The organism is Kitasatospora sp. NPDC001159, assembly GCF_053598235.1.
Genome location: NZ_JBSFJV010000055.1, coordinates 18,279 through 42,787 on the forward strand (window position 1 = coordinate 18,279; position 24,509 = coordinate 42,787).

At 74.0% G+C, this 24,509-nt stretch carries 24 protein-coding genes; 17 read left to right on the top strand and 7 right to left on the bottom strand.

The window, feature by feature from the left end; all coding sequences use genetic code 11:
* Positions 1-36: 36 nt before the first annotated feature.
* The gene (locus ACWC9T_RS25455) at positions 37-1,032 is read left to right on the top strand and encodes an ArsR/SmtB family transcription factor (protein WP_449823353.1); all 996 of its coding nucleotides are present in this window, start codon (positions 37-39) and stop codon (positions 1,030-1,032) included.
* An 88-nt stretch (positions 1,033-1,120) separates the two neighbouring features.
* Here ACWC9T_RS25455 and ACWC9T_RS25460 read toward each other — a convergent pair whose 3' ends face one another.
* Positions 1,121-1,906: an alpha/beta hydrolase gene (locus ACWC9T_RS25460; protein ID WP_449823354.1), complete on the bottom strand. Its 786-nt coding sequence runs from the start codon at positions 1,904-1,906 to the stop codon at positions 1,121-1,123.
* 233 nt (positions 1,907-2,139) lie between these two features.
* Positions 2,140-2,493, bottom strand: coding sequence for a DUF6401 family natural product biosynthesis protein (locus tag ACWC9T_RS25465; protein WP_449823355.1), 354 nt, complete (start codon positions 2,491-2,493; stop codon positions 2,140-2,142).
* A 142-nt stretch (positions 2,494-2,635) separates the two neighbouring features.
* Between ACWC9T_RS25465 and ACWC9T_RS25470 the strand changes: the two genes are divergently transcribed.
* From ACWC9T_RS25470 to ACWC9T_RS25490, 5 genes are all read left to right on the top strand, one after another.
* A complete protein-coding gene (locus tag ACWC9T_RS25470) occupies positions 2,636-3,562 on the top strand; it encodes an LLM class F420-dependent oxidoreductase (RefSeq protein WP_449823356.1) in 927 nt (308 codons plus the stop codon).
* 117 nt (positions 3,563-3,679) lie between these two features.
* Positions 3,680-4,327 (top strand): AAA family ATPase, encoded by a 648-nt coding sequence (locus ACWC9T_RS25475; protein WP_449823357.1) that lies wholly within the window; start codon positions 3,680-3,682, stop codon positions 4,325-4,327.
* A gap of 122 nt (positions 4,328-4,449) precedes the next feature.
* On the top strand, positions 4,450-5,409 hold the full coding sequence (locus ACWC9T_RS25480; RefSeq protein ID WP_449823358.1) for a zinc metalloprotease: 960 nt from the start codon (positions 4,450-4,452) through the stop codon (positions 5,407-5,409).
* A 128-nt stretch (positions 5,410-5,537) separates the two neighbouring features.
* Positions 5,538-5,984, top strand: a complete 447-nt coding sequence (locus tag ACWC9T_RS25485; RefSeq protein WP_449823359.1) for a universal stress protein — start codon at positions 5,538-5,540, stop codon at positions 5,982-5,984.
* A gap of 70 nt (positions 5,985-6,054) precedes the next feature.
* Positions 6,055-6,861, top strand: coding sequence for a DNA-formamidopyrimidine glycosylase family protein (locus ACWC9T_RS25490; RefSeq protein WP_449823360.1), 807 nt, complete (start codon positions 6,055-6,057; stop codon positions 6,859-6,861).
* 46 nt (positions 6,862-6,907) lie between these two features.
* Here ACWC9T_RS25490 and ACWC9T_RS25495 read toward each other — a convergent pair whose 3' ends face one another.
* The gene (locus tag ACWC9T_RS25495) at positions 6,908-7,543 is read right to left on the bottom strand and encodes a uridine kinase (protein ID WP_449823361.1); all 636 of its coding nucleotides are present in this window, start codon (positions 7,541-7,543) and stop codon (positions 6,908-6,910) included.
* Positions 7,544-7,603: 60 nt separating this feature from the next.
* Positions 7,604-7,834, bottom strand: coding sequence for a hypothetical protein (locus ACWC9T_RS25500; protein WP_449823362.1), 231 nt, complete (start codon positions 7,832-7,834; stop codon positions 7,604-7,606).
* 6 nt (positions 7,835-7,840) lie between these two features.
* Here ACWC9T_RS25500 and ACWC9T_RS25505 point away from each other — a divergent pair, with 6 nt between their 5' ends.
* The 7 genes from ACWC9T_RS25505 (at position 7,841) to ACWC9T_RS25535 (ending at position 16,270) form a co-directional block, all read left to right on the top strand.
* A complete protein-coding gene (locus tag ACWC9T_RS25505) occupies positions 7,841-10,399 on the top strand; it encodes a SpoIIE family protein phosphatase (RefSeq protein ID WP_449823363.1) in 2,559 nt (852 codons plus the stop codon).
* A 36-nt stretch (positions 10,400-10,435) separates the two neighbouring features.
* A complete protein-coding gene (locus ACWC9T_RS25510) occupies positions 10,436-12,103 on the top strand; it encodes a sensor histidine kinase (protein ID WP_449823364.1) in 1,668 nt (555 codons plus the stop codon).
* Positions 12,104-12,213: 110 nt separating this feature from the next.
* Positions 12,214-12,882: a response regulator transcription factor gene (locus ACWC9T_RS25515; protein WP_449823365.1), complete on the top strand. Its 669-nt coding sequence runs from the start codon at positions 12,214-12,216 to the stop codon at positions 12,880-12,882.
* Between the two features lie 554 nt (positions 12,883-13,436).
* On the top strand, positions 13,437-14,189 hold the full coding sequence (locus tag ACWC9T_RS25520) for a transglycosylase family protein (RefSeq protein ID WP_449823366.1): 753 nt from the start codon (positions 13,437-13,439) through the stop codon (positions 14,187-14,189).
* Between the two features lie 202 nt (positions 14,190-14,391).
* The gene (locus ACWC9T_RS25525) at positions 14,392-14,712 is read left to right on the top strand and encodes a hypothetical protein (protein WP_449823367.1); all 321 of its coding nucleotides are present in this window, start codon (positions 14,392-14,394) and stop codon (positions 14,710-14,712) included.
* A 99-nt stretch (positions 14,713-14,811) separates the two neighbouring features.
* Positions 14,812-15,567, top strand: coding sequence for an SDR family oxidoreductase (locus tag ACWC9T_RS25530; RefSeq protein WP_449823368.1), 756 nt, complete (start codon positions 14,812-14,814; stop codon positions 15,565-15,567).
* A 94-nt stretch (positions 15,568-15,661) separates the two neighbouring features.
* The gene (locus ACWC9T_RS25535; RefSeq protein ID WP_449823369.1) at positions 15,662-16,270 is read left to right on the top strand and encodes a TIGR03086 family metal-binding protein; all 609 of its coding nucleotides are present in this window, start codon (positions 15,662-15,664) and stop codon (positions 16,268-16,270) included.
* Positions 16,271-16,398: 128 nt separating this feature from the next.
* Here the strand turns inward: ACWC9T_RS25535 and ACWC9T_RS25540 are convergent, their stop codons facing one another.
* Complete coding sequence (locus ACWC9T_RS25540; RefSeq protein WP_449823370.1) at positions 16,399-17,637, bottom strand: hypothetical protein; 1,239 nt, start codon at positions 17,635-17,637, stop codon at positions 16,399-16,401.
* A gap of 263 nt (positions 17,638-17,900) precedes the next feature.
* Here ACWC9T_RS25540 and ACWC9T_RS25545 point away from each other — a divergent pair, with 263 nt between their 5' ends.
* Positions 17,901-18,308 carry a hypothetical protein gene (locus ACWC9T_RS25545; RefSeq protein ID WP_449823371.1) on the top strand — a complete coding sequence of 136 codons (408 nt, stop codon included), beginning with the start codon at positions 17,901-17,903 and terminating at the stop codon, positions 18,306-18,308.
* Between the two features lie 214 nt (positions 18,309-18,522).
* Complete coding sequence (locus ACWC9T_RS25550; protein ID WP_449823372.1) at positions 18,523-18,927, top strand: hypothetical protein; 405 nt, start codon at positions 18,523-18,525, stop codon at positions 18,925-18,927.
* 49 nt (positions 18,928-18,976) lie between these two features.
* Here ACWC9T_RS25550 and ACWC9T_RS25555 read toward each other — a convergent pair whose 3' ends face one another.
* Entirely contained in the window at positions 18,977-19,441 is a 465-nt protein-coding gene (locus tag ACWC9T_RS25555) for a (2Fe-2S)-binding protein (protein ID WP_449823373.1), read from the bottom strand.
* 38 nt (positions 19,442-19,479) lie between these two features.
* Positions 19,480-21,807 carry a molybdopterin cofactor-binding domain-containing protein gene (locus tag ACWC9T_RS25560; protein ID WP_449823374.1) on the bottom strand — a complete coding sequence of 776 codons (2,328 nt, stop codon included), beginning with the start codon at positions 21,805-21,807 and terminating at the stop codon, positions 19,480-19,482.
* A 486-nt stretch (positions 21,808-22,293) separates the two neighbouring features.
* Here ACWC9T_RS25560 and ACWC9T_RS25565 point away from each other — a divergent pair, with 486 nt between their 5' ends.
* A complete protein-coding gene (locus ACWC9T_RS25565) occupies positions 22,294-23,553 on the top strand; it encodes an MFS transporter (protein WP_449823375.1) in 1,260 nt (419 codons plus the stop codon).
* A gap of 129 nt (positions 23,554-23,682) precedes the next feature.
* On the top strand, positions 23,683-24,414 hold the full coding sequence (locus ACWC9T_RS25570) for a Mut7-C RNAse domain-containing protein (protein WP_449823376.1): 732 nt from the start codon (positions 23,683-23,685) through the stop codon (positions 24,412-24,414).
* The last annotated feature ends 95 nt before the right edge of the window (positions 24,415-24,509 follow it).

Genomic DNA, 24,509 nt, shown 5'->3' on the forward strand with positions numbered 1-24,509 from the left:
TGCGGCCGGGGCGGTTCCGGGGTGACGATCGCGTTCGTGCTGCGAATCTTCTTCGGTAAGGACGACCTGGAGCGGCTGCGGGTGGCCGCGCGTCCGGACATGTCGATGGAGCTGTCCCTGAGCGTGCACGCCCTGGTCAGCGGGCACCGCGATCCGCGCTTCAAGCCCTGGCGGGACCGCCTGCGGGCGTCCTGGAACCCGCGCACCGCGCTGCTCTTCGACCTCTACACCCGCTCGGCCATCCCCGAGTTCCTCACCGTCCGCCGCGACCCGGGCGCCACCGAGAGCGCCACCGCCGAGGCGCCCGAGGAGCCGCTTCGCGAGCACCTGCGATCGGTGGGCGGGGAACGGCAGTTGAGCGCCTTCGCGTGCGGAGTGGCGGCGGGGGACCGGCGGGCCAGGAAGCTGCTCGGCAACGTCACCGCCGAGTACCAGACCCGGGCGATCGACCCCTACCGGCGACAGATCGAGACCATCGTCACCACCGAGCACGGCCGCCGCGGCGGGCTCATCGAACCGGACCAGGTGCTGCGTTCCCTGCACCCGGCGCTCTCCTGGCACCGCCCGGTGCTCACCCTCCCACTGGTCGGCGGCTGCCGGCACGACCTGCGGCTGGACGGGCGCGGACTGCTGCTCCAGCCCTGTGTGTTCGGCGTCCGCCGCCCCGTCATCGCCCGCTTCGAGGACCCGGGGCTGCAGCCCGTCCTCCTCTACCCCGCCAGGATCAACGGCCCCTTGCTCGCTGAACCCGAACCCACCCCCAGCCGCACCCTCACAGCCCTGCTCGGCCAGACCCGGGCCGCCGCCCTGGAGGTGATCGCCGACCACGGGCCCTGCTCCACCAAGGACTTGGCCGCGCTGCTCGGCATCTCCACGGCCTCCGCCAGCGAACACGCCACCGTCCTCGCCGACTCCGGCCTCACCGCCAAGGACCGCGCCGGCCGCACCGTCACCCACCGCCCCACCCCGCTCGGCCACGCCCTGCTGGCCGGCCACCTGCCCGCACCGCCCACGGGGGACGTCTCCCAGTGAGCTGTTCGGGGCCGCCCACCCTGCGCAAGCGCCCACCGCACCGACGCCTACGGCCGGGCTACCCCACCGAACTGACCGCCGTCCCGTCTCAGACGTTCGCCGGCGGCTCCGGCGCCACCCGCGGCTGCCGGGGCAGCGCCAGGGTGAGCGCCTCCCGCGAGGTGGGCGGCAGCGCCAGCGCCGAGGCCGTCTCCGCCGGCAGGGGGTGGAGGCCCAGCAGGGCGGTGGCGAGCCGGGTGGTGGCCCGGTGCCAGTCGGGGATGCGCTGGAGCATGGCGTGGCCGCTGCCGGTGACGGTGTAGCCGCAGACGCGGGCACCGGCGGCGCGGCTGCGGGCGGCGAAGGCGTGGGTGTCGGCGGGCGGGGTGACGGTGTCGCGGTCGCCGTGCAGCAGCAGGACGTCGCGGCCGGCGAGGTGGTCGCAGGGGTCCTCGGCGGGGCACCAGGGGGCGAGGGCGACCAGCCCGGTGACGGAGGGGTGGCCGCCGGCCCGCAGGGCGGCGCGGCCGCCCATGGAGTGGCCGATCAGGACGGTCGGCACCGGCCCGAGCAGCGCGGCCGCCTCGTCGAGGGCGGACAGGGCGTCCCGGGCGGCGTCGGCGCGCTCGCCGTTCCAGCCGCGGTGGCGGTAGCGAACGGTGCCGACGGCGATCCCGGCGCCCGCGGTCTCCCGGCTCAGCGAGCGCAGGAAGCCGTGCATCCGCAGCAACGGCAGGTTGAGGCGGCGGGGTCGGGCGAGGTTGTGCTCCTCACCGCCGTGCAGGACGAGGACGGCGGCCCGGACCTCCGCGGGGCGCGCCCGCCAGTGCAGCACCCGGTGCGCGGCGGTACCGCCGACCGTGCCGCTGTCCGTACCGCTTCCGATCACCGTCACACCGCCCCGCTCCGTGGCCCGTTCCTCCGGACCGCCACTGTACGCGTGCGGACTGCCGGAGCGTTCACCCGACGGAACCATCCCGGACAACCGGGCGCGGCACCGATTACCAGGCCGGCCGCAAGGACGCGCTGGCCAACCCGGTCCGGCCGACCACCCAGACCGGCCCGGCCCCCAGACTGGTCCGGGCCGTCCGCCGGCCCCGGGCACCGACCCCGGTCAGGGCGGGTGGCTCAGACCTCCAGCAGGCCCTGCTCGCGCACCAGCCAGCAGATCGCGGTCAGCCGGGTGACGGCGTAGTCGTAGCCCACCGGTTCCCGCCAGCCGATCTCGGCGAGCGCGTCCAGGAAGCCCAGCGCGTAGTCCGCCAGTTCCTCTCGGTCCAGGCGCAGGGGCGCCAGCTCCGGTCCCTGCGCGTACAGCAGCTCCCGCAGCATCGCCACGTGCTGGTCCACCGCCGCGACGAAGCCGGGCTCGAAGGCGAACTCGGCCAGCCGGCGCGTGAAGGCGGCCACGATGCCGGGCAGCGGGCAGCCGGTCGGCCCGTCGGGGGAGGGCCGGAACGATTCGTCGGGGGTCGCGAACATCCGTCCAAGGTAGGCGAACCCCCGATCGGGGAAGCGGGCCCGTGACGGTTCCGTGTTGAGACCTTGGCCACCTCCGGAACGTTCCGTGGCATGGCCGGTTCCCTGCGCTCACAACCGGGTGGTCTGTACCAGAATGGGCCGCATGGATCTCCGCATCTTCACCGAGCCCCAGCAGGGCGCGAGCTACGACACCCTCCTGAAGGTCGCCCGCACCGCCGAGGACCTCGGAGTCTTCAGCGCCTTCTTCCGCTCCGACCACTACCTGAAGATGGGCGACGTCGACGGCCTGCCCGGCCCCACCGACGCCTGGATCACCCTGGCCGGCCTCGCCCGCGACACCCGCAGCATCCGCCTCGGCACCCTGATGACCGCAGCCACCTTCCGGCTGCCGGGCGTCACCGCGATCCAGGTCGCCCAGGTGGACGCGATGAGCGGCGGCCGGGTCGAGTTCGGCCTCGGCGCCGGCTGGTACGAGGCCGAGCACGCCGCCTACGGCATCCCCTTTCCCAAGGAGAAGTTCGGGCGGTTGGAGGAGCAGCTGGAGATCATCACCGGGCTCTGGAAGACCAAGCTCGGCGACACCTTCGACTTCGCCGGCGAGTACTACACCCTCACCGACTCGCCCGCGCTGCCCAAGCCCGCCCAGGAGCGCATCCCGGTGCTGGTCGGCGGCCACGGCCCGAAGCGCACCCCGGCGCTGGCCGCCCGCTTCGCCGACGAGTTCAACCTGCCGTTCGCCTCGCCCGAGGACACCGCCGCCCAGTTCGGCCGGGTCCGGGACGCCGTCGAGCGGGCCGGGCGCTCGGCCGACGAGCTGGTCTACTCCAACGCCCTGGTCGCCTGCGTCGGCCGGGACGGCGCCGAGGTGGCCCGCCGGGCCGCCGCGATCGGCCGCGAGGTGGACGAGCTGAAGCACAACGGCCTGGCCGGCACTCCGGACGAGGTCGTGGAGAAGATCGGCCGGTACGCTGCGGTCGGCGGCCAGCGGGTCTACCTCCAGATGCTCGACCTGGACGACCTGGACCACCTGGAGCTGATCGCCTCCCGGGTCGCCCCGCAGCTGGGTTAGGGCTTGCCCTGACCCGCACCGGCCCTCCGTACCCGCCCTGACCACGGGCCTTTACTCGTTCTTGGGAATGCGCCATGCTCCTGGGGGAGGAACCAGGAAACGGTGGGGGGAGGGCCGGTGGCCGGAACACGAACGGCGCGGGCGGCGGTGCCGCGGGTACCGCCGCCCCGAACCGCCGACGGCCGGGTCATCCGCGCCGGCCTGCACGAACTACGCGGCCCCGGCCCGGCCGCCCTGCACTACCCCGCCGGTGACCTGCTGGTGGTCACCGGACTGCCCGGCAGCGGCAAGAGCACCCTGATGCGCCGCAGCGTCCGCGCCCCGCTGGTCGACTCCCAGCAGGTCCGCGAGGAGTACGCGGCCCGGCTGCCCGGCCGCCTCCCGTACGCCCTCTACCGCCCGCTCGCCCGGCTCGCCCACTACCGGCGGCTGCGCCGCGCCGTCCTCGGCGGCGGACCGCTCGCCGTGCACGACTGCGGCACGCTCCCCTTCGTCCGTGCCTGGCTCACCCGCGCCGCAGCCCGGCAGGGCCGCCGGGTACACCTGCTGCTGCTCGACGTCGACCCGGCCGAGGCCCGGGCGGGCCAGCGGCGACGCGGGCGCGGCGTCTCGCACTACGCCTTCGCCCGGCACCGCGGCGCCGCCGCCCGACTGCGCCGACTGCTGCTCGGGGCGGGGCGGCCGCCGGCCGGCTGTGCGTCGGCCGTGGTAGTCGACCGGGCCGCCGCGCGTGCCCTGCGGGAGATCGACTTCACGGCGTCGTAGTCTCGGCGAATCCGCGCCGGGTACCGCCGGTGGCTCTTCGTCGGTCACTGCGCCCGGTCGCCGACGGGCAGGCCCGTGGCGCGGGCGACACCCCGTCACCTCCTTCCCCGTCAGGAGCGCTGATGCGCCGTACTGCCCGGGTGCGCTCGCGTGCCCCCCGCCTGTTCCCCTGCGCCGCCGCGCTGGTCGCTGCCGCCGGACTCAGCCAGCTCGCGGCCCCGGCCCCGCACCACGCCGCGGCCGCCGCGGTCTGCGACGGCACCGACGCCGCCGCCCGCAAGCCGGTCGGCAGCCGGGCCGGGAAGGACCCGAATGCCGTCAGCGCCGCCCAGGCCCGGGTGATGCAGGCGGACCTGGACGACCGGCTCGCCAAGCTCGGCACCACCCACGTCCCGCTCACCGCCGTCCCGACCACCGTCCCGGTGTACGTCCACGTGATCCACGCCGGGGACGCCGGACGGCTCGACGGAGGCGTCGTCGCCGCACAGATCGCCCACCTCAACGCCACCTACGGCGGCCAGGGCGCGGGCAACACCGCCACCCAGTTCCACTTCGAGCTGGCCGGCACCGACTGGACCGACAATGCCGGCTGGTACACCGGCATGACCCCCGGCTCCGCCGCCGAGCAGGCGATGAAGGCCACCCTGCGCAAGGGCGACCAGGGCACCCTCAACCTCTACATCGCCCACCTCGGGCAGTCCCTGCTCGGCTGGTCGACCTTCCCCAACGCCTACCGCTCGAACCCCATCGACGACGGCGTGGTGATCCTGGACGACTCGCTGCCCGGCGGCCCCGCCCCCCACTACAACGAGGGCAACACCGCCACCCACGAGATCGGCCACTGGCTCGGCCTCTTCCACACCTTCCAGGGCGGCTGCCTGCCCCCGGGCGACTACGTGGACGACACCCCGCCCGAGCGCAGCCCCGGTTACGGCTGCCCCGAGGGTCGCCACACCTGCCCGGGCCCCGGACTCGACCCGATCCACAACTTCATGGACTACAGCTACGACTCCTGCATGAGCCAGTTCACGGCGGGGCAGGTCCAGCGGATGGCTAACTCGTGGGCTATGTACCGCAGTTGAGTTGGTAGCGGATGTCGGGGTAGAGCAGCGTCCGGCCGCGCACGGCGTGGCAAACGCCGACCATTTGTCCGATTTGATCTATGTTTGGCGGACTGGGGCCGAGCAGGAGCAACCGAAGGAGACACGGCATGAGTGCCAACCCCCGGATCGTCGTCGGTGTGGACGGCTCGCCCGCCTCGGAGCAGGCGCTGCGCTGGGCGATCGACTACGCCAAGGCCGTCGGCGGGAGCATCAACGCGGTCGCCGCCTGGGAGTACCCCGCCTTCTACGGCTGGGGCGGGACGAGCGTACCGGCCGAGGTCTACAACCCCGAGGAGCTCGCCGGCAAGACGCTCTCCGAGAGCGTCACCAGGGTGGTCGGCGACGACCCCGGCGTGCGGATCAGCAAGAGCGTGATGCCCGGCAACGCGGCCGGCGCCCTGTTGCAGGCCGCCAAGGGCGCCGCACTGCTGGTCGTCGGCAGCCGCGGCCTCGGCGGCTTCTCCGGCGTGCTGCTCGGCTCGGTCAGCCGCCACCTCACCGAGCACGCGCCCTGCCCGGTCGTCGTGGTCCGCGCGGGCCAGGCCGAGTCCTAACTAGACCGAGTCGGAGTAGCGCCCGGGGCCTGAGGCCCCGCCGGGCCGTCACGCGGACCACAATGGAGTCATGCCAGAAGGTGACTCCATCTACCGCGTGGCGGCCCGGCTGCACGACGCCCTCGCCGGGCAGCTGCTGACCGGCGCCGAGCTGCGGGTGCCCGCGCACGCCACCGCCGCGCTCGCCGGCCGCCGGGTGCTGGAGGTCCGCCCGCGCGGCAAGCACCTGCTCACCCGCCTCGAAGGCGGCCTCACCCTGCACACCCACCTGCGGATGGACGGCCGCTGGGAGGTCTACCGCCCCGGCGAGCGCTGGACCGGCGGCCCCGCCTGGCAGATCCGCGCCGTCCTCGACACCGAGCGGGGCACCGCCGTCGGCTACCGGCTCCCCGTCGTCGAGCTGCTGCGCACCACCGACGAGCATCGGGCCGTGGGCCACCTCGGCCCGGACCTGCTCGGCCCCGACTGGGATCCGGTGGAGGCCGTCCGCCGACTGCTCGCCCACCCGGGACGCCCGCTCGCCGAGGCGCTGCTCGACCAGCGCAACCTGGCCGGGATCGGCAACGTCTACGCCAACGAGCTGTGCTTCGTGGCCGGTGTGACGCCGTGGACCGCGGTCGGCGAACTCCCGCACCCCGACAGGCTGGTGGAGCGCGCCCGGCAGATGCTGGACGCCAACAAGCTGCGCCCCGGCCACATCACCACCGGAGACATCCGGCCCGGTTACCAGCACTGGGTCTACGGCCGGGCCGGACGGCCCTGCCCGCGCTGCGTCACCCCGGTCATGTCGGGGCGTCAGGGTGATCCCCCGCGGGACCGGATGGTGTTCTGGTGCCCCTACTGCCAGCGCGGCCCGGCCCCGGCGGGCAGGGCCTGACCGGCGGATCCTTGCCGGGTCCGGGACGAAATCCGCCGGTCAGGCCCTACGGCCGCTCGACCAGCGCGGGGTGGCGCGGGTCGTCCACCCGGATGGTGACGTCGGCGGACTCGGCGGGCCCGGTCTCCGCCTCGTAGCGGGCGAAGGCGGGTAGCGTCCACTGCTGGTCGGCGGGGGTGCGGCGGGCCAGCGCGGCCGGGGTGAGCGCGAGGTGGACGGTCAGCTCCAGCGGCAGCCAGCGGCCCAGCAGCAGCGCGCCGTCCAGCACCAGCACACCGCCGGGCGGGAGCCGGGCGTACGGGGCGCGGGTGGAGCGGTCGGTGACCGGGTCGCGCAGCGAGGGCAGCACCCGGCCGCTGCCGCCCGGCTCCAGCGGGTCCAGAACCTCGCGCAGCAGGGCGCCGTCGTCCAGCCAGAGGTCGTGGAAGGCGTCCGCGTCGTGGTGGCCGTACTCCAGCCGGATCGAGGCCGGGCGTAGGAAGTCCGCCGCCGACACCCGTAGCGCGGGGCGCCCGCGCAGCCGCAGCGGCTCCACCAGGGCGTCGGCGAGCAGCTCGGGGTGGGCGGGCCCGGCGCCGTCCACGGCGACCCGCAGCCACCGCTCGCCGGCGCCGGGCAGTGCGGCGATCCGGTCGGCGAGCAGTTCGGCCAGCTTGTCGGGGGAGATCGGGCGTACCAGCATCGGGCCATCCTTCCGCTTCGCCGGTTGTTCGGCGAGGGAGTTGTTCGGCGCGGGCGTTGCTCAGCTCAGCGGGAGGGCGTGCAGGATGTCGTCGTGGCCCGCGTAGAGGTGGCTCCGGGTCCAGCGCGGCTCGCCGCCGGGGCCCAGCACGCGCACGCCGCCCTTGCCGTCCGGGACGAGGAAGCTCTCCTGGTTGGCGGCGCACCAGCGCAGGTCCTCGTCGCCGGGGACGGTCCACAGCTCGGGGCCGCAGGGGCTCGCCTTGACACGGTTCGGGGGCGGACGTAGCAAGGGAGCATGCGCCATCCGCATGCGACCGGCGGGGCCGCCGAGCCGGCCCGCGAGGCGGTCCCGGAAACGCTGCCGGAACCGGTTCCGGACGCGGCCTCGGGCGCGGGTCCGGAAGTGGCCCCCGCGGTGATGCACGAGCGGGACGAGCTGCTGGCGGCGGCCGTCCGGCGGGTGCTCGGGTCGACCGGGGCATACGGGGCGATGGTGTACCTGCGCTCGCGCGACCGCCGGTCGCTGGTGCTGCTGACCCTGGCGGGGGTGCCGCTGTCGATCATGAGCCCGTTCCGGCGGGTCGCCGTCGCCGGGCCGCTGCCGGTGGCGGTCTGCTTCCGGACCGGCCGGACCATCGCGCTGGCCGACACCGAGGACACCATGCGGCGCTTCCCGCAGCTGGCGGTCGGCCTGCCGTACGACTTCGTGTCTGCCTGCGTGCCGGTGGGGCACGGCGGGGAGCGGTTCGGGGTGCTCAGCGTGCTGTGGCCGGCCTCGGACGAGGGGGTGCCGGACCAGGCGGCCGGCGAGCTGGCCACGATCGCCTCCCAACTTGCCTCCGGTCTAGCCGAGTTGGCGGCTTTCGGGCAGCCGGTCGAGCCGGCGGAGGACGCCGCCGCGGTGGAGCTGCCGCCGCCGTCGGCGCCCACCACCCGGGTCGGGCTGTTTGACTGGAACCCGGCCACCGGCGCGCTCGCCGCCGACGCGCTGTTCCGGGAGATCTTCGGCTTCGCACCGGGCGAGTTCGACGGCACGGTGAGCTGCCTGGCCCGCCGGATCGCCCCCGGGGACGTGCCCGAGTTCCGGGCCGCCGCGCGCACCGCCCTGGAGCGCGGCGAGGTGCGGGCCGCCCGGGTACGGGTGCTCGGGCCGGACGGCCACCCGCACCCGGTGGAGCTGTGGGCCTGGGTGCCCGGCGCGATCGTTGACGGCCGGACGCACCTGGTCGGCGCCGTCCTGGACGTGCGGACGCTCACCGCCGCCGCGGCCGCCGTCGAGCGGCTGCGCGAGGGTGTCTTCTCGCTCGATCCGGACGGCCTGATCACCTACGCCAACCGCGCCATTGAACCGCTGCTGCGGGCGAGCCGGGAGCAGTTGGTCGGCCACCACCTCTGGGAGGTGCTGCCCTGGCTCACCGACCCCTTCTACGAGAACCGCTACCGCGCGGCCCTGCTCTCCCAGCAGCCCACCGCCTTCCTGGCCGGCCGCCCGCCGGACGGCTGGCTGGCCTTCTCGCTCTACCCCGACAGCCAAGGCGTCACCGGCCGGGTGGTGGCCGCCGAGGCCCCGCCGGGTGCGGCCGAGCCGGCCGCCGCCCCGCCGCCGTCCGCGGCCACCACCGGCGTGGGCGGCACCCATCACCTGCTCCAGCTCGCCGGCGCGCTCACCGAGGCGGTCACCGTGCGCGACGTGTGCCGGGCGGTGGCCGAGGAGATCCTCCCGGCCTTCGGCGGCCAGGAGCTCGCCATCTACGGCGTGCGCGAGCAGCGGCTGCACCTGGTCTCCCAGTCCGGCTACCCCGACGGCTTCCTGGACGGCTTCGAGGGCACTCCGCTGGACGCCCTCGTGCCCGGCGCCGAGACGCTGAGCACCAGCACCCCGATCTTCTTCGAGTCGGTGCACGAGCTCGCCGCCGCCTACCCCGGCCTGGCCCTGGACGAGATGGGTGCCTGGGCCTTCCTGCCGCTGATAGCCTCCGGTCGCCCGGTCGGCAGCTGCATCCTCGGCTTCGACCGCCCGCGCCCCTTCACCGTCGAGGAGCGCGGCCTGCTCACCGGCCTCGGCGGCTTCATCGCCCAGGCCCTGGAGCGCGCCCGGCTCTACGACGCCGAGTTCGCGCTGGCCCGCGGCCTGCAGCAGGCCCTGCTGCCGCACCGGCTCCCGCAAGTGCCCGGCATCGGGATCACCGCCCGCTACCTTCCCGGCACCCAGGGCATGGAGATCGGCGGTGACTGGTACGACGCCGTCGTCACCGGCACGGACCTCACGCTGGTGATCGGCGACGTCGAGGGCCACAGCGTCGGCGCCGCCGCCGCGATGGGCCAGCTGCGCAGCGCCGTCCGGGCCTTCGCCAGCGGCGGCGAGCCGCCCGACCAGGTGCTCGCCCGTACCAACCGGCTGCTGCTGGACCTCGGCCCGGGGCTGCTCGCCAGCTGCTGCCTGGTCCGCATCACCCCCGCCGACGGCACCGTCCGGATCGCCCGCGCCGGGCACCTGCCGCCCGTGCTGCGCCATCCGGACGGGCGGGCCGAGGCGCTGTACGTGCCGGGCGGGGCGCTGCTGGGCGTGGACGAGGGGGCCTCGTACCCGGTCAGCGAGCTGCGGCTGCGGCCCGGCTCGGTGCTCGCCCTCTACACCGACGGGCTGGTGGAGGACCCGGCGCTGGCCATCGACGAGGGGGTGGAACGGCTGCGCGCCGCGCTGGACCACGGCCGGGCCGGGGAGGAACTGGAGGAGCTGGCCGAGCGGCTGCTGCGCGAGGTCGGCTCGACCGGGCGGGTGGACGACGTGGCACTGCTGCTGACCGCGTACGGATCGGAGACTTTCGTCGGTGCGGAGGGCGACGAAGGGTGACCGCGGCCGCGGTGGCCGCCCGGTTAGCCTCGACGGGTGGAAACGATCGCACGGGCCTGGTCGAAGGCGGCACGGACGGCGCTGCCGGGGCCCTGGCCCCGGCGGCGGGTGGTGGGCGAGGCCGTGCTGGCCCTGTTCATGGGCGTGCTCGCCGGCCTGCTGGAGGTGATCAGCCGCACCGGCCTGGAGCTGCCCCTCGGGCTCGCCGTCGCGGGGCTGTGGGTGCTGCGGCGGGGGTTCCCGGCCACCGTGCTGGTGCTGACCGGGGTCATCACCGGCTGGTCGGTCGGGCCGTTGCCGATGCTGGTCTGCGCGGGCTGGGCCGCCGGGGCGCGGATCCGCCGGGTCTGGCGGCTGCTGGGCTCCTTCGTCCTGAGCTATCTGCTGTTCATCGTGACCGGGAGGCTGAAGGACGGGGCCTCGGGCGCGTCCAAGCTGATCATCGGACTGTCGCTCGGCATATTCCTGGTCTTCGCCGTCCTGCCCGCGCTGTACGGCCGCTACCGGGCGCAGCGCCGGGCACTGCTGGACGCGCTGCGCGAGCGCAACGACCAGCTGGTCCGCGAGCGGGTCATGGTGGTGCACCAGGCACGGCTGCGGGAGCGGCACCGGATCGCCCAGGACATGCACGACAGCCTGGGGCACCAGCTCGCGCTGATCTCCGTGCACTCGGGCGCGCTGGAGGTGGACCGCACGCTCAGCGACCGGCAGCGGGAGGCGGTCGGTGTGCTGCGGCAGGCGGCGGTCGCGGCGATGCGCGAGCTGCGCGAGGTGGTCGGCGTGCTGCACGACGAGTCGACGGCGCTGCCGCCGGTGGCGGGGGCGCCGGGCGCGGCGCCGGTCCGCGGCGGGGTGGACGGGATTGCGGGGCTGGTGGAGTCCTCCCGGGCGGCCGGGACGCGGGTGGCGTACTCGACGGAGGGCGAGCGGCGTCCACTGGCGGCCGCGGTCGACAACGCGGCGTACCGGATCGTGCAGGAGGCGCTCACCAACGCGCACAAGCACGCCCCCGGCGCGCCGATCACGGTCGCACTCCGGTACGAGCCGGACGCGCTGGTGGTCGAGGTCATCAACCCCCGCGCGCCGGAGCCCGTCGGCGCACACACCGGCGCGGGGTCGGTGGTCAGCGGCGGACAGGGGCTGACCGGGCTGCGGGAGCGCGCCCGGCTGGTCGGCGGCATGGTGCACGCCGGGCCGAGGCCCGAGGAGGGCTTCCGGCTGGCGGCCGTCCTCCCGTACGAGGGAGCGGAGTCCGACGGCGCCACCGCCCTGGTCGGGGAGGAGGACTGGGTGTTCCAGGGCCTGCCCCCAGAGGAGGGGACGGGAGGCGGGCGACGCAGCCCGGCGATCGGCTGCGCGGCCGGGGTGGGCGCGGTCACGCTGGTCGTCGTGGGCCTGGCGATCTGGGGCGTGATGGCCTTCGTCCGGGGCACCAGTGACTCGACGGTGCGGCAGTCGCTCTACGACCAGGTCCGGGTTGGTGAGTCCAGGGCCGAGGTGATGCGCCAGCTGCCGCCCGGCAACGACTTCTTCACCTCCGACTTCCAGCACGACGGGCCGGCCCGTCCGGAGGGCTCGCACTGCCGCTGGTACTCCCTGGCGAAGAGCGATCCGGACGACTCCTGGTCGGACAGCCACGTGGCGCGCTTCTGCTTCAAGGACGGGCTGCTGGTGGACAAGGTGGAGTACATCAGCAAGAACTGACCGCCCCGGTCGGCCGCTGCCCGGCTCCGGTGGCCCGGGCGGGGTGCGGGACGGCCGGGATGTGAGGATGGTGCCGCAGTCGCATCATCGTTCGAGGGGAATGACCAGCAGTGATCCGAGTCCTCGTCGCCGACGACGAGCCGCTCATCCGGGCCGGGATCAGGATGATCCTGGGTTCGGCCGACGACATCGAGGTGGTTGCGGAGGCCGCCGACGGTCGGGAGGCGCTGGAGCTGGCCCGTGCGCACCGGGTGGACGTGATGCTGCTGGACATCCAGATGCCGGTGATGGACGGGCTGACGGCGCTCGGGGAGCTGGGGAGGGTCGCACCCGGCGCACAGGCGATCATCCTCACCACCTTCGGGGAGCGCGAGAACGTCCTGCGCGCCGTGACCGAGGGCGGCGCCGGATTCCTGCTCAAGGACACCGCGCCGAACGAGCTGATCCAGGCCGTCCGGGCGGCCGCCAGCGGCAACGCCTTCCTCTCCCCGGCCGCCACCCGGCACATCGTCGACTCGCTGGCCTCCGGCCGCAGTGCTTCGACCGCGGCCCGCAGCGCGCGGGCCAAACGCCGGCTGGAGGTGCTCACCGAGCGCGAACTGGAGGTGTTGGCGCTGCTCGGCGAGGGTCTGTCGAACGCGGTCGCGGGGGCGCGGATCCACATGAGCGAGGCGACGGTGAAGACGTACGTCAGCCGGATCCTGGCCAAGCTGGGCTGCGAGAACCGGGTGCAGGCGGCGCTGCTGGCGCGGGACGCGGAGCTCGACGGACGTAGCTGAGTGCGTTCGCGCGGGCGCGTCGAGTGATGGGTGTGGCGGATCCCACCTGACCGGCCTCCCGAATCGGGAACTCCGGATTGATTGGTGACGGTGCGTCGGTTCATGGTCGCGGTGGGTGGATGGTGTGCCGGAGTTCACGGCTGGACAGATGTGAGTGAGGGCACGGGAATTGATCGTTTGGTCGCGAGAATGCGGTCAAACCCGGTCAACCTGGGCGCAGTTTCTTGATCGATACCGCCGGTAACAGTCAACTGACCTGCGACGACCAAGAATTGCTTGCTGCGCCCCGGACATGCCCCTAGCTTTCTTGGCGGCGCAACGAGCGCCACCCGGGTTCACCCCGACGCACTGCCCGCCGACTGACCCGCGGCGCTAGGGCGGTGCCCGCCGAGCAGGCCGGCTCGAACAGGCCGTCGGCGAGCGGAGGTGACCGGGGCGGCACGGCACGTCCGACACGTGCGCGGCCGCCCGTCGAGTGAGGCAAGCGCGACCGACCGGCCCATGTCCCGGGCCTGGTTTCCGCTGCCCGCCCGGGGCTTGTCGAGAGGACTTTCATGACTTCCCGTCACGAGACCGCCGCTGCCACCGACACCACCGTCAGCACCAAGCGCAACCGCGTTCGGATGGCGGTCGTCGCGGGTGCCGCCGCCGCGGCCCTGCCGGTGGCCGGCCTCGTCACGGCCACCTCGGCCTCCGCCGCGCCTTCCTCCGCCTGGGACGCCGTCGCCCAGTGCGAGAGCGGCGGCAACTGGAGCATCAGCACCGGCAACGGCTTCCACGGCGGGCTGCAGTTCACCCCGTCCACCTGGGCCGCGTACGGCGGAACCGCGTACGCCCCCCAGGCCAACCAGGCGACCAAGGCGCAGCAGATCTCCGTCGCCGAGAAGGTGCTCGCCTCGCAGGGGCCGGGCGCCTGGCCCGTCTGCTCCAAGCAGGCGGGCCTGAGCAAGGGCGGCGCCCCGGCCGCCGTCGACATCTCGGCGGAGACGAGCGCCCCCGCCGCGAAGCCCGCCAAGCGCGCCGCGAAGCCCGTCGCGGCCCCGAGGGCCGCCCAGCCGGCCGCGCCCAAGGCGAAGCAGCAGGCGCCGAAGGCCGCGCAGGGCCGGCCGTCGGCCAAGCCGGTCCACTCGGCTCCGGCCGCGGAGAGGAACACCTCCGGTAGCAGCTACACCGTCCGGAGCGGTGACACGCTGAGCGACATCGCCGCCAAGTTCGGCGTCGACACCGACAGCCTGTACAGCAAGAACGCCCGCACCATCGGCGGCAACCCGGACCTGATCTTCCCGGGTCAGACCCTGACCGTCTGACGCCTCGTCGCATCCGCGTCGAGTGGCCACCCCTGCGCGGGGCGGCCGCTCGACGCGTTCGCGGTTCCCGCGCACGGTTCCGGTTCCGCGCACGGTTCCGGGCCGGATTTCCGCGCCGGTAGGGTCGAATGATGGTTCGACTGATCAGCGGCAGTGAGCTCACCGCCGGCTCCGTGGTGGCCAACAGCGCGGGCTCAGCGGCGTGAACAGCTACGCCCGCGAGCTCGGCTTCGACCCGGCGGCCTGGCTGCGGGAGCGCGGCGGTGCGGCGCCCGCCTGGTTGGACCTGTGCAGCGGGGAGGGCCGGGCGCTCGCGGAGGCGGCCCGGCTGCTGCCTGCGGAGGTCGAGCTGACCGGTGTCGACCTGGTCGGGCCGCTGGCCCCGCTGCCGTCCCCGTCGCCGGACGCGGCGGCCGGGCCCCGGCTGCGGCCGCTGACGGCGGCGCTCGCGGGCTGGGCACCCGAACGGTCGTGCGGGCAGCCGGCGGTCGGGTCGCACGACCGGGGGCGCGCGGAGTCGTAGTTGAAAGTTGAACGCGACGTCTGAATACCGCTGGAGTCGAGGAGTGGTCCGGTCGAGGATGGAGTCATGTCCCGGACCGGAACAAGGAGTTCTGCAGATATGACGATGAACGGTGCGGCGGCGCTCGACGGCAGGGTGGCTCTGGTGACCGGTGGCAGCCGGGGGATCGGGGCGGCGGTCGCGCTGCGGCTGGCCGAGGACGGCGCCGATGTGGCGCTGACCTACCAGGGCGGGGCCGAGCGCGCGGAGGAGGTGGTCGCGAAGATCACCGCGATGGGGCGGACCGGCTGGGCCGTCCGGGCGGACAGCGCCGACCCGGAGGCGGTGCGCGCCGCGGTGGCGGCGGTCGCCGAGCGGTTCGGCCGTCTGGACATCCTGGTGAACAACGCGGGCGTCGGCGCCGGAGGTCCGATCGAGGAGATGGCGCTGGACGAGATCGACCGGGTGCTGGAGGTGAACGTCCGGGCGCCCTACCTGTACGCGCAGGCGGCAGCCGCCCACCTGGCGGACGGCGGACGGATCGTCAGCATCGGCAGCTGCATCGCGCAGCGCGTCGTCTTCTCCGGCGGCACGCTCTACGCGACCAGCAAGGCCGCGCTGATCGGTCTGACCAAGGCGTTGGCCAGGGAACTCGGCCCGCGCGGAATCACCGCCAACCTGGTCCACCCGGGCCCCATCGACACCGACATGAACCCGGCCGACGGCGAGTCGGCCTCCTTCCAGCGCGGCTTCACCGCGCTCGGCCGCTACGGCACGGCGGCGGAGGTGGCGGCTGCCGTCGCCTACCTGGTCGGCGAGGACGGCCGGTACGTCACCGGCGCCGAACTGGCGGTGGACGGCGGGTTCGCGGCCTGACCGTTCGTCGGGGCGGTGTCGCGCCGGGCGGTTGTCGGCGCTCGCGCTTACGATCGCCCGGCACGACCCGTGCGCCCCGACCGAGAGGTGTGCCATGACCGCAGCGGACGACCCGATCGAACTGCTCGCCCGGGCCCTCGCGCAGACCGCCGGGCTGATCGACGGCACCGGCGTCGAGCTGGCCGGCCACTCGACGCCCTGCCGCTCCTGGGACGTCGGCGACCTGATCAGCCATCTCCTGTTCGACCTGCGGCAGTTCACGATCCGGGCCGAGGGCGGTCACCCGGACTGGTCGCAGTCCTTCGAGCGGGTGGAGGAGGACTGGCTGCACGCCTTCGAGGCTGGCGCGGAGCAGCTGGTCGAGGCCTGGCGGTCGGCCGGCGACCTCACCGGGGCCGTGGAGCTGCCCGGCGGAGGGTCCGTGCCGGCACGCTTCCCGGTGGATCAGCAGATCGCCGAATTCGCGGTCCACGCATGGGACTTGGCGCATGCCACTGGTCAGTCCGCCGACGGCCTGGACCACCAGGTCGCGTCCTCGGCCCTCGCCTGGGCCCGCGGCGTGCTCAAGCCCGAGTACCGCGGCGAGGAATCGGACCACCACGCCTTCGGGCCGGAGGTGGCCGTTTCCGCGGACGCCCCGCTGTACGACCGGCTCGCCGCCTTCTTCGGTCGCGACCCCGGAGCGGGTGGGACTCCCGGGTGACCGTGGCGGACGACCTGACGCGTCGGCGGGAGGGCTGGGCGGGAGGCCGGTGGTGACCGTCCGGATCCACCCGGCCGCTGAGTCGCAGTGGGTGCACATCTTTACGGACTCCGTCCGGGGGCCGCGGTTCAGCGCAGGACGGCCATGACGACGCCCCACTGGGAGGTGGTCCGGCCGGTGGCGATGCAGTGGTCCGCGTCGGCCGCGATCCGGTGGGCGGTGGTGAGGCGGTAGGACGAGAGCTGGAGGACGGGCGGGGTGGTCCAGCCGCTGTCGAACTCGGGGGCGGTGCCGGTGTTGCTGCCGACCGTGCTCACCAGGAGGTCGCCCGGATCGCACGTGACGGCGTTGGCGGTGGTGGTGAAGGTGGTGCCACCGGCGTCGCCGGAGGCACGGGTGACGGCCCGGACGGTGGTGACGCCCCGGAACTCGTCCACGGTGACGTGGTACTGGCCCGCGCGCGGGTAGTCGGCGCGGATCGAGTCGGCGGTGGTCAGCGCGGAGGCGTCGAAGGCGGCGAGGACGAGTACCCGGTGGCGCAGCGAGTCGGTCACGTCCCCGAGGAGCTGGAAGCGGTCGCCGTGACTGTCGGTGACCTTGACCGGCCCGGGGCAGGTGCCGGTGAGCATCATCGAGACGACCAGGGTGTCTCCGGAGACGACCTGGACGCGGACGGGGAGCGCGACTTCGGTACTGGAGGCGCTCTGTTGGTCGTGGGCGGCACGGGCGATCCAGGACGGTGCCGCGGTGCTCGGGGTGCCGCCCTCCGCCGTCTGTTGCGGCTCGGGAACGGGTGCGGGGGCCGGGGTGTCCGGGTCGGCCGTCGGACAGCTGTGGGCGTCGGACCGGGCGGCGGGCGCGCGGACGGCGAGCAGGCCGAGCGTGCCGAAGACACCGAGCACCAGGCCGAGGAGCAGGCTGAGCGCGTGGGTCCAGAGCTGACGGCGATTCGGGTGCGGCCCGGCCGCCGATGTCGACGGCGGCGACGGTTCGGGCAGGGGAACGGACGGCCGGGGTCGCGGGGCCTGTGCGACCGGCGCGACCGGCGCGACCGGCGGCGTGGGGAGCACGGGAGTGGCGGCTGGTTCACCGTTGACCGCCGCGCTCCAACGGCGCTGCCACTCCTCCTCGTTGCCGCCGCAGGCCTGGACGAAGGCCCTGGTGGTGGCCCAGGACGGAAGTCGCGAGCCGCAGGCGGCCTCGTAGAGCGTGGTGTGCGAGATCGAGCCGGCCGTCTTGGCCATGGTGCGGAACGAGGGCTGGCCCGCGTCCAGCCGGAGGGTGCGCAGCTCGCCTGCGAAGCTCTCGGCGGCGGTGGGCGACGGTGCCCTTCGCCCGGGTCGCGGCTCCTGTTCGTGCTCCGCCATGACGCCCCCCTGTTGTCAGGTGTCAGATCCCTTGGTGGCGCTGCTCGCTTGTCGCGTACGGATCATAGCGGCGCGTGACGACGGCGCTCACTGATCCGTCAACTCCGATTGGGGAGAAGACGTGTTCGGCCGCCCGTCGACCGGTGTCAGCTGTTGTCAGATCCCGGCGGCCCGTATCGAACACCACGGCCGGTCGGGTCAGCTGGCACCGCCGTCGAGGTCAAGGGGGCGGCGCAACGGTTCGACAGGAAGGGAGAACTGACATGGTCAAGAGCCTGCTCGGCAGGATCGGGCGGCGCGGGGCGACCGCCGTGGCCGCGGTGGCGCTGGCGGCCGGCGGGGTCGGCCTCTCGGCGGGGGACGCGTCCGCCGCCGGGTGGGACACCCTCGGCTCGCACCCGACCGGCCACGTGGTGAGCGTCTACGCGCAGCCGACCACCAAGTCGGTGAAGGTCACGGGAGACCTGTACTCGTACCCGGGGTCCCAGGACGCCGTCGACGCGGTCTGCTGGATCCTGGGCGAGAACATCAACAACCAGGGACCGGTCTGGTACCGCGTGGCCGGCGTGTACTCCGGCACCTACGGCTACTGGTTCGGGACCGGCTACGTCTACGGCCCCTACGTGGACGGCCTCTTCGCGTTCCATCAGGGTGCGTTCCCGCAGTGCTGACGTCCCGCTGATCCGGAAGTGCCCCGCCCCGCCGGACGGGGCACTTCGCGTTGTCGGCTGTCAGAAGGCCTGTTCGGCCGCCCGGCCGACGGTGTCAGCTGTTGTCAGTTCCTGTCAGGCGGTACCGAACACCAGGGGTGATCGGGTCAGCTGGCTCCGCCGTCGAGGTCAACGGGGCGGCACCGAAGCGGTTCGACCGGACAGGAGAATCGGCATGAAGAACGTCCTCAAGAAGATCGGGCGGCGCGGGGCGACCGCCGTGGCCGCGGTGGCGCTGGCGGCGACCGGGGTCGGTCTGTCGGCAGGCGACGCGAACGCCGTCGGCTGGTACTACCTCAACAACCACCCGACCAACCACGGCGTGGGCGTCTACTCGGCGCCCTACTCCTGGTCAGGCAAGGTGGCCGGCGACCTGTGGTCGTACTCGTGGTCCGGGGACGCGGTCGACATGGCGTGCTGGGTCACGGGTGAGGACATCAACAACCAGGGCGACGTCTGGTACCAGGTGACCACCGTGTACTCCACCAGCTACGGCTACCACGGCCAGACGGCCTACGTGTACGGGGCGTACACGGACGGCAACTGGAACTTCCACCAGTCGACCATTCCGCACTGCTGATCCTCGCTGACCCGGTGTGCCCCGTCCGTCCGGGCGGGGCACACCCGCGTCAGTGCGGCGGCCGGGCCGCTGCCACACGCTTGATCGCCTCGCGGATGCGTGGGTAGCTGCCGCAGCGGCAGATGTTCTGGATCTGGTCGATGTCCGCGTCCGTCGGGTCGGGCGTGCGGCGCAGCAGGGCGACCGCGGTCATGATCTGGCCCGGCTGGCAGAAGCCGCACTGGGCGACGTCGCAGTCGATCCAGGCCTCCTGCACCGGGTGCAGGGTGTCGCCGTCGGCCAGGCCCTCGATGGTGGTGACGGTGCGGCCCTCGCAGTCCTTGACGGCGTGGGTGCAGGGCTGGAACTCCTGGCCGTCGAGGTGGCTGGTGCAGGCCCGGCAGACGCCCACCCCGCAGCCGTACTTGGGGCCGGTGACGCCGAGCTTGTCGCGCAGCACCCAGAGCAGCGGCATGTCGTCCGGGGCCTCGACGGTGACGGTCCGCCCGTTGAGGACGAAGGTGTGGGTGGGCATGGGGAGTTGAGATCCTCGGGTCGGTCGGTCGGCGGCGGTCAGAAGTTGACCGGGAAGGAGCGCGGGCTGGTGCCGGTCGCGCGCGCGTAGGCGTTGGCGACGGCGGCCGAGGCCGCCGGGACGCCCAACTCGCCCGCGCCGCCCGGGGCTCCGCTCGGCGGCATCAGGTGGATCTCGACCACCGGCGGGGTGTTCCGCTGCCGGGCGTAGTGGAAGTCGGCGTAACTTCCTTCCCGTACCGCGCCGTTGTCGATGTGGTTGCCGGCCTGCAGGATGACCGAGATGCCGTCGATCAGCGCGCCGGTCAACTGGGCTTCCAGGCCGCAGGGGTTGATGACCTGGCCGACGTCGGCGGCGATCACCGCCTTGGTGACCCGGGGGTCGGCCCGGTCGGAGGCGTCCAGTTCGACCAGGTAGGCGGCCCGGCCGCCGTTCTCGTCGTGGTAGCCGAGGCCCTGGGCCTGGCCGGGTGGCATCGCGCGGCCCCAGTCGCCGGCCGTGGCGACGGTGTCCAGGAGCGCCTTCCCGGCGGCGTCGCGCAGTCGGGCACGGCGGAAGGCGAGCTCGTCCTGTCCCATCCGGCGGGCGAGTTCGTCCATCGTGATCTCGTCGGCGACCCGGACCATGCCGGAGTAGACCGAGCGCCAGCTGCCGGTGTGCATGGCCAGTGGCAGTTCGGCGAGCAGCTGGGTGGGGATGCCGACGTCGTACGGGTTCTTCTCGGTGAGCAGGAAGAAGGCCTGGGCGAGGCTGAGCCCGGCCAGTGACAGGTTGAAACCGGCCCCGGTGAGCGCCTCGCCGAGGCCGTGGCTGAGGTCGGTCCTGACGGTGGCGGCGCGGTGCTCCCAGGTGAGGACCTGGCCGAGGCCGTAGGTGGCGCGGATCCGGTGGTGGCTGGCGGGGCGCATCCGGCCATGGCGCATGTCGTCGTTGCGGGTCCACATCAGCTTGACCGGGCGGCCGGCGGCCTTGGAGATCTGGGCGGCCTCCAGGGCGGCGTCGAAGAACAGCCGGCGCCCGAAGGAGCCGCCGCCGCGCACGACGTGGACGGTGACGGTGTGCTGCGGCAGGCCGAGTTCGGCGGCGATGGTCTGCTGGGCGGTGATCGGGCTCTGCGCGGCGAACCACAGTTCGGCGCGGCCCGGCCGCACGTCGGCGACGGCGGTCAGCACCTCCATCGGCGCGTGGTTGACGAAGGCGAAGTCGAACTCGGCGTCCAGGTACTGGGTGAGCAGCGGCGGGAGCAGGAACGGCGCGTGGGCGGCGCGCAGTCGGGCCTGGATGTCGGCGGTAGAGAGGTCCGCGACCGGGCCCGGGTTCCAGGTGGTGCGCAGGGCGTCGCGGGCCTTGAGCGCCTGGTCGAAGGTCTCGGCGAGGACGGCGACGCCGCTGGGGATCTGCACCACGGCGAGCACCCCGGGCATGGTGCGGGCGGCCGAGGCGTCCAGGGACTTGAGGGTGCCGTTGATGGTGGTCGGGCGGGCGACCACGGTCGGCACGGCGCCCGGGACCTGCAGGTCCCCGGCGTACTTGGCGCGCCCGGTGACGATGTCGCGGGCGTCGATCCGGCCGGTCGGCTTGCCGACCAGGTGCCGCTGGTCGGCGGGCTTGGGCGTGCCGGGCACGGCGGGCAGTGCCACCGCGGCGGCGTCGGCGGCGAGTTCGCCGTAGCCGAGGCGGCGGCCGTCGGGGGCGAGGACGGCGGAGTCGGCGGTGCGCAGGGTGTTCGCCGGAACGTTCCAGCGGTTGGCCGCGGCGGTCACCAGCCGGGCGCGGGCGGCGGCGGCCGCGGCGCGCACCGGGTCGTACAGCGAGCGCACCGAGTTGGAGCCGCCGGTCATCTGGTTGAAGAGCAGTTCGGGGCGGCCGTCGGAGAGCGGGACGTCCACGTCGGCGAGCTTGGCGTCGAGCTCCTCGGCGACCAGCATGGCGATCGAGGTGGTCAGGCCCTGGCCGACCTCCAGCCGGGGGAGGTGGAGCGCGGCACGCCCGGCGGGGGTGATTTCGAGCACCAGCAGGTGCGAGGTCGGCAGCCCGGCGAGGATCATCGCGTGGCCGAGGTCGAGGACGTCCGGAATGCCCGGAAGGCCGAGCAACTGCGGCGGCGCGGAGGCGTCCTGGGTAGCGGCGGCGGCTCGTACGGCGGCCTGCGCGGTGGCGGGAGCGGCGGTGTCCAGGCCGAGCCGGGCGGCGACGGTGAGGGTCGGCGCGGCCAGCAGGTAGGTGAGGAAGCGGCGCCGGCCGGTGGCCTCGGCGGCGGCCGGTCCGGCTGCCGCGTCCGCGTGGCCGGTGGAGTCCGAGGGCGCGATGGAGGTGCTGATGGGAGGAACCCTTCGAGCCGATACGGCGCCGGATCGGGCGGGCACGGACGGCCCTGGCCCCGGTGCCGGATCGCGAACGCCGTTGAGCATAAGAGGGCACTACTGACGGGTCAACACGGCCAATCTTGGCCCTCCGGCCGGGTGGTGGAGGTGCTTCGTCCGATTCGGGCGGGGGAGTCGGAGCGGGTACGGACGGCGCTTCGGCCGCGCGGGCGGGACCGGTCGCGCTGGGGGTCGAAGCGCCTGCAGGGATCAACCGGGTGCCGTCGGACGGGAGTTCACCGCTCGCCCGGTGGTGCGGCGGGGGACGAAAGTGGCCCAGGAAAGTTAAAGATCACTGGACCTGTTGGGCGGTCCATTCGCTCACTAGGCTGGGTTCCAGGGCGCAGAGGCCCGCTGGCAACGGTTGCGAACACCGGGCCCGCGCGCCGCCCGTCGGCCCGTCGGCCCGTCCGTCAGTTCGTGAGTCCACAGTCCGTCCGTCGGATGGTCGGTCAGTCAGCCAGGAGAGAAGTGCCGAACAGGAGAGACGTGTCGAACCACAGCGCCGCCCGGTTTGCCCTGCTGCCGCCCGACGGACCTCAGCGGACGCTCGCCGCAGCCCAGTTGGCGAGCGCCGTGGGCGACGGTGCGTACTACACCTGCTCCGCGCTCTACTTCACCCGGGTCGTCGGCATGTCGGCCACCGCCCTCGGCGCCGGCCTCGCCGTCGCCTGGGCGCTCGGCTCGCTGGCCGGCGTCCCGCTCGGCCACCTCGCCGACCGCCGGGGCCCGCGCCGTACGGCGGTGACGCTCGCGCTCGGCACGGTGGTCGTGGTCGCCGGCTTCCTGGTGATCCGTTCCTACGGGCTGTTCCTGCTCGCCGTCTGCCTCTACGCCACCGCGCAGTCCGGGCTCACCGCCGCCCGGCAGGCCTTGGTCGCCGGCCTGGTGCCGCGCGACGAGCGGACCGGACTGCTCGCCCACCTGCAGTCAACCCTCAACGGCGGCTTGGCCGTTGGAGCCGCCATCGGCGGCATCGCGCTCACCCTCGGCACCCGGACCGCCTACCTGGGCGCTTTCACCGTCACCGCCATCGGCTTCCTGGTCGGCGCGCTGGTCCTCCGTCGGCTACCTGAAGTCCCGCCCGCGGCACCGGAGTCGGGCACCGGCCCGCGGCTGGCCGTGCTGCGGGACCGGCGCTACGCCGCCGTCACCCTGGTCAACACCGTGCTGCTGCTGCGGATGCCGCTGCTCAGCCTGGTGCTGCCGCTGTGGATCGCCGAGCGCGCCGCCGGGATCGGCTGGCTCGGCTCGGCGCTGTTCGTGCTGAACACCGTGGCGGTGCTGGCCTTCCAGGTCCGGGCGGCGCGCGGCGTCACCGGGCTGGACTCGGCGGTGAAGGCGGTCCGCTCGGCCGGGGTACTGCTGCTCGCCTCCTGCGCGGTCTGCGGGCTGTCCGCGCTGGACGTCCCGGTCTGGGCGGTCGGAGCGCTGCTGACGACCGCGGCCGTCCTGCAGGTCGCCGGGGAGATGCGGCAGTCGGCCGGCTCCTGGCAGCTCGGCTTCGACCTCGCGCCACCGGAGCGGATCGGCCAGTACCAGGGCTTCTTCGGCACCGGCGTGGCCGTCGCCCGCACCCTCGGGCCGCTGCTGCTCACCACGCTGCTGCTGGACGGCGGCCTCGCGGGCTGGCTGGTGCTCGGCGGGGTCTTCCTCGCCGCCGGGTACGCGATGGGGCCGGTCGCCCGCTGGGCGGCGAGCGACCGCCGCACCGTACCGGCCCCGGCGGTCGCGGCGTCGCGGGGGTAGCCGGAGAAGCGGGGCACCCGGAGAAGCGGGCCACCCGGAGAGTGGGGCACCCGGAGAGTGGGGCACCTGGAAACCAGGCCGCTCGGAAAACGGTGGCCCCCGCCCGCCGCGCGCTGGCATGCTGGCCGCGTGGACAGACCCCAGATCTGGTTCGACTTCGCCCCTGAGCTGCACCTCTTCGTCTCCGCGCCCCGGCGGGCCGGTCGCACCTCGCTGCGCACCGACGGCACCTCCACCCTCGGCCACGTGGTCGAGTCGCTGGGCGTCCCGCTCACCGAGGTCGGCGCCCTGCTGGTGGACGGACGGCCCGTCGCCGACTCGTACGTCCCGGCCGACGCCGAGCACGTCTCCGTCGAGTCCGTGACCAGGCCGCAGCCCTCGCCCGCCCCGCCGCGCTTCCTGCTGGACGTCCACCTCGGCACCCTCGCCCGCCGACTGCGCCTGCTCGGCGTCGACGCCGCCTACGAGAACCCGGACATCGGCGACGCCGCCCTGGCCGCCCGCTCCGCCGCCGAGCAACGCGTCATGCTCTCCCGCGACCGCGGCCTGCTGCGCCGCCGCGAACTGTGGGCCGGCGCCTACGTCTACAGCCACCGCCCCGCCGAGCAACTGCGCGACGTGCTCTCCCGCTTCGCCCCGCCGCTCGCCCCGTGGAGTCGCTGCACCGCCTGCAACGGCACGCTGCGCACCGTCACCAAGACCTCGGTGCGCGAACAGCTCCGGGACGGCACCGAGCGCTCCTACGACGCCTTCGCCCAGTGCGCCGACTGCGGACAGGCCTACTGGCGCGGCGCCCACCACGCCCGGCTGGAGGCCATCGTCACCGACGCGGTACGCGAGTTCGGGGGCATCTCGGGGTAGCGGCTCGGGGTTGGTTCAGGGGCGGGTACGCGTCGGAGCGTATGGCGGGCTCTCGGGCGGCCGTGGTCTCATCGGCGGTGGGGGACGAGCCCAGG

What these genes read in the sequence shown, in the direction of transcription:
- ACWC9T_RS25495 (WP_449823361.1), bottom strand. Translation starts at nt 7,543, where the DNA reads ATGCTGGTACGCCCGATCTCCCCCGACAAGCTGGCCGAACTGCTCGCC.
- ACWC9T_RS25480 (WP_449823358.1), top strand. Translation starts at nt 4,450, where the DNA reads ATGCGCCGTACTGCCCGGGTGCGCTCGCGTGCCCCCCGCCTGTTCCCC.
- ACWC9T_RS25545 (WP_449823371.1), top strand. Translation starts at nt 17,901, where the DNA reads ATGGTCAAGAGCCTGCTCGGCAGGATCGGGCGGCGCGGGGCGACCGCC.
- ACWC9T_RS25485 (WP_449823359.1), top strand. Translation starts at nt 5,538, where the DNA reads ATGAGTGCCAACCCCCGGATCGTCGTCGGTGTGGACGGCTCGCCCGCC.
- ACWC9T_RS25520 (WP_449823366.1), top strand. Translation starts at nt 13,437, where the DNA reads ATGACTTCCCGTCACGAGACCGCCGCTGCCACCGACACCACCGTCAGC.
- ACWC9T_RS25540 (WP_449823370.1), bottom strand. Translation starts at nt 17,637, where the DNA reads ATGGCGGAGCACGAACAGGAGCCGCGACCCGGGCGAAGGGCACCGTCG.
- ACWC9T_RS25530 (WP_449823368.1), top strand. Translation starts at nt 14,812, where the DNA reads ATGACGATGAACGGTGCGGCGGCGCTCGACGGCAGGGTGGCTCTGGTG.
- ACWC9T_RS25555 (WP_449823373.1), bottom strand. Translation starts at nt 19,441, where the DNA reads ATGCCCACCCACACCTTCGTCCTCAACGGGCGGACCGTCACCGTCGAG.
- ACWC9T_RS25465 (WP_449823355.1), bottom strand. Translation starts at nt 2,493, where the DNA reads ATGTTCGCGACCCCCGACGAATCGTTCCGGCCCTCCCCCGACGGGCCG.
- ACWC9T_RS25550 (WP_449823372.1), top strand. Translation starts at nt 18,523, where the DNA reads ATGAAGAACGTCCTCAAGAAGATCGGGCGGCGCGGGGCGACCGCCGTG.
- ACWC9T_RS25490 (WP_449823360.1), top strand. Translation starts at nt 6,055, where the DNA reads ATGCCAGAAGGTGACTCCATCTACCGCGTGGCGGCCCGGCTGCACGAC.
- ACWC9T_RS25535 (WP_449823369.1), top strand. Translation starts at nt 15,662, where the DNA reads ATGACCGCAGCGGACGACCCGATCGAACTGCTCGCCCGGGCCCTCGCG.
- ACWC9T_RS25505 (WP_449823363.1), top strand. Translation starts at nt 7,841, where the DNA reads ATGCGCCATCCGCATGCGACCGGCGGGGCCGCCGAGCCGGCCCGCGAG.
- ACWC9T_RS25470 (WP_449823356.1), top strand. Translation starts at nt 2,636, where the DNA reads ATGGATCTCCGCATCTTCACCGAGCCCCAGCAGGGCGCGAGCTACGAC.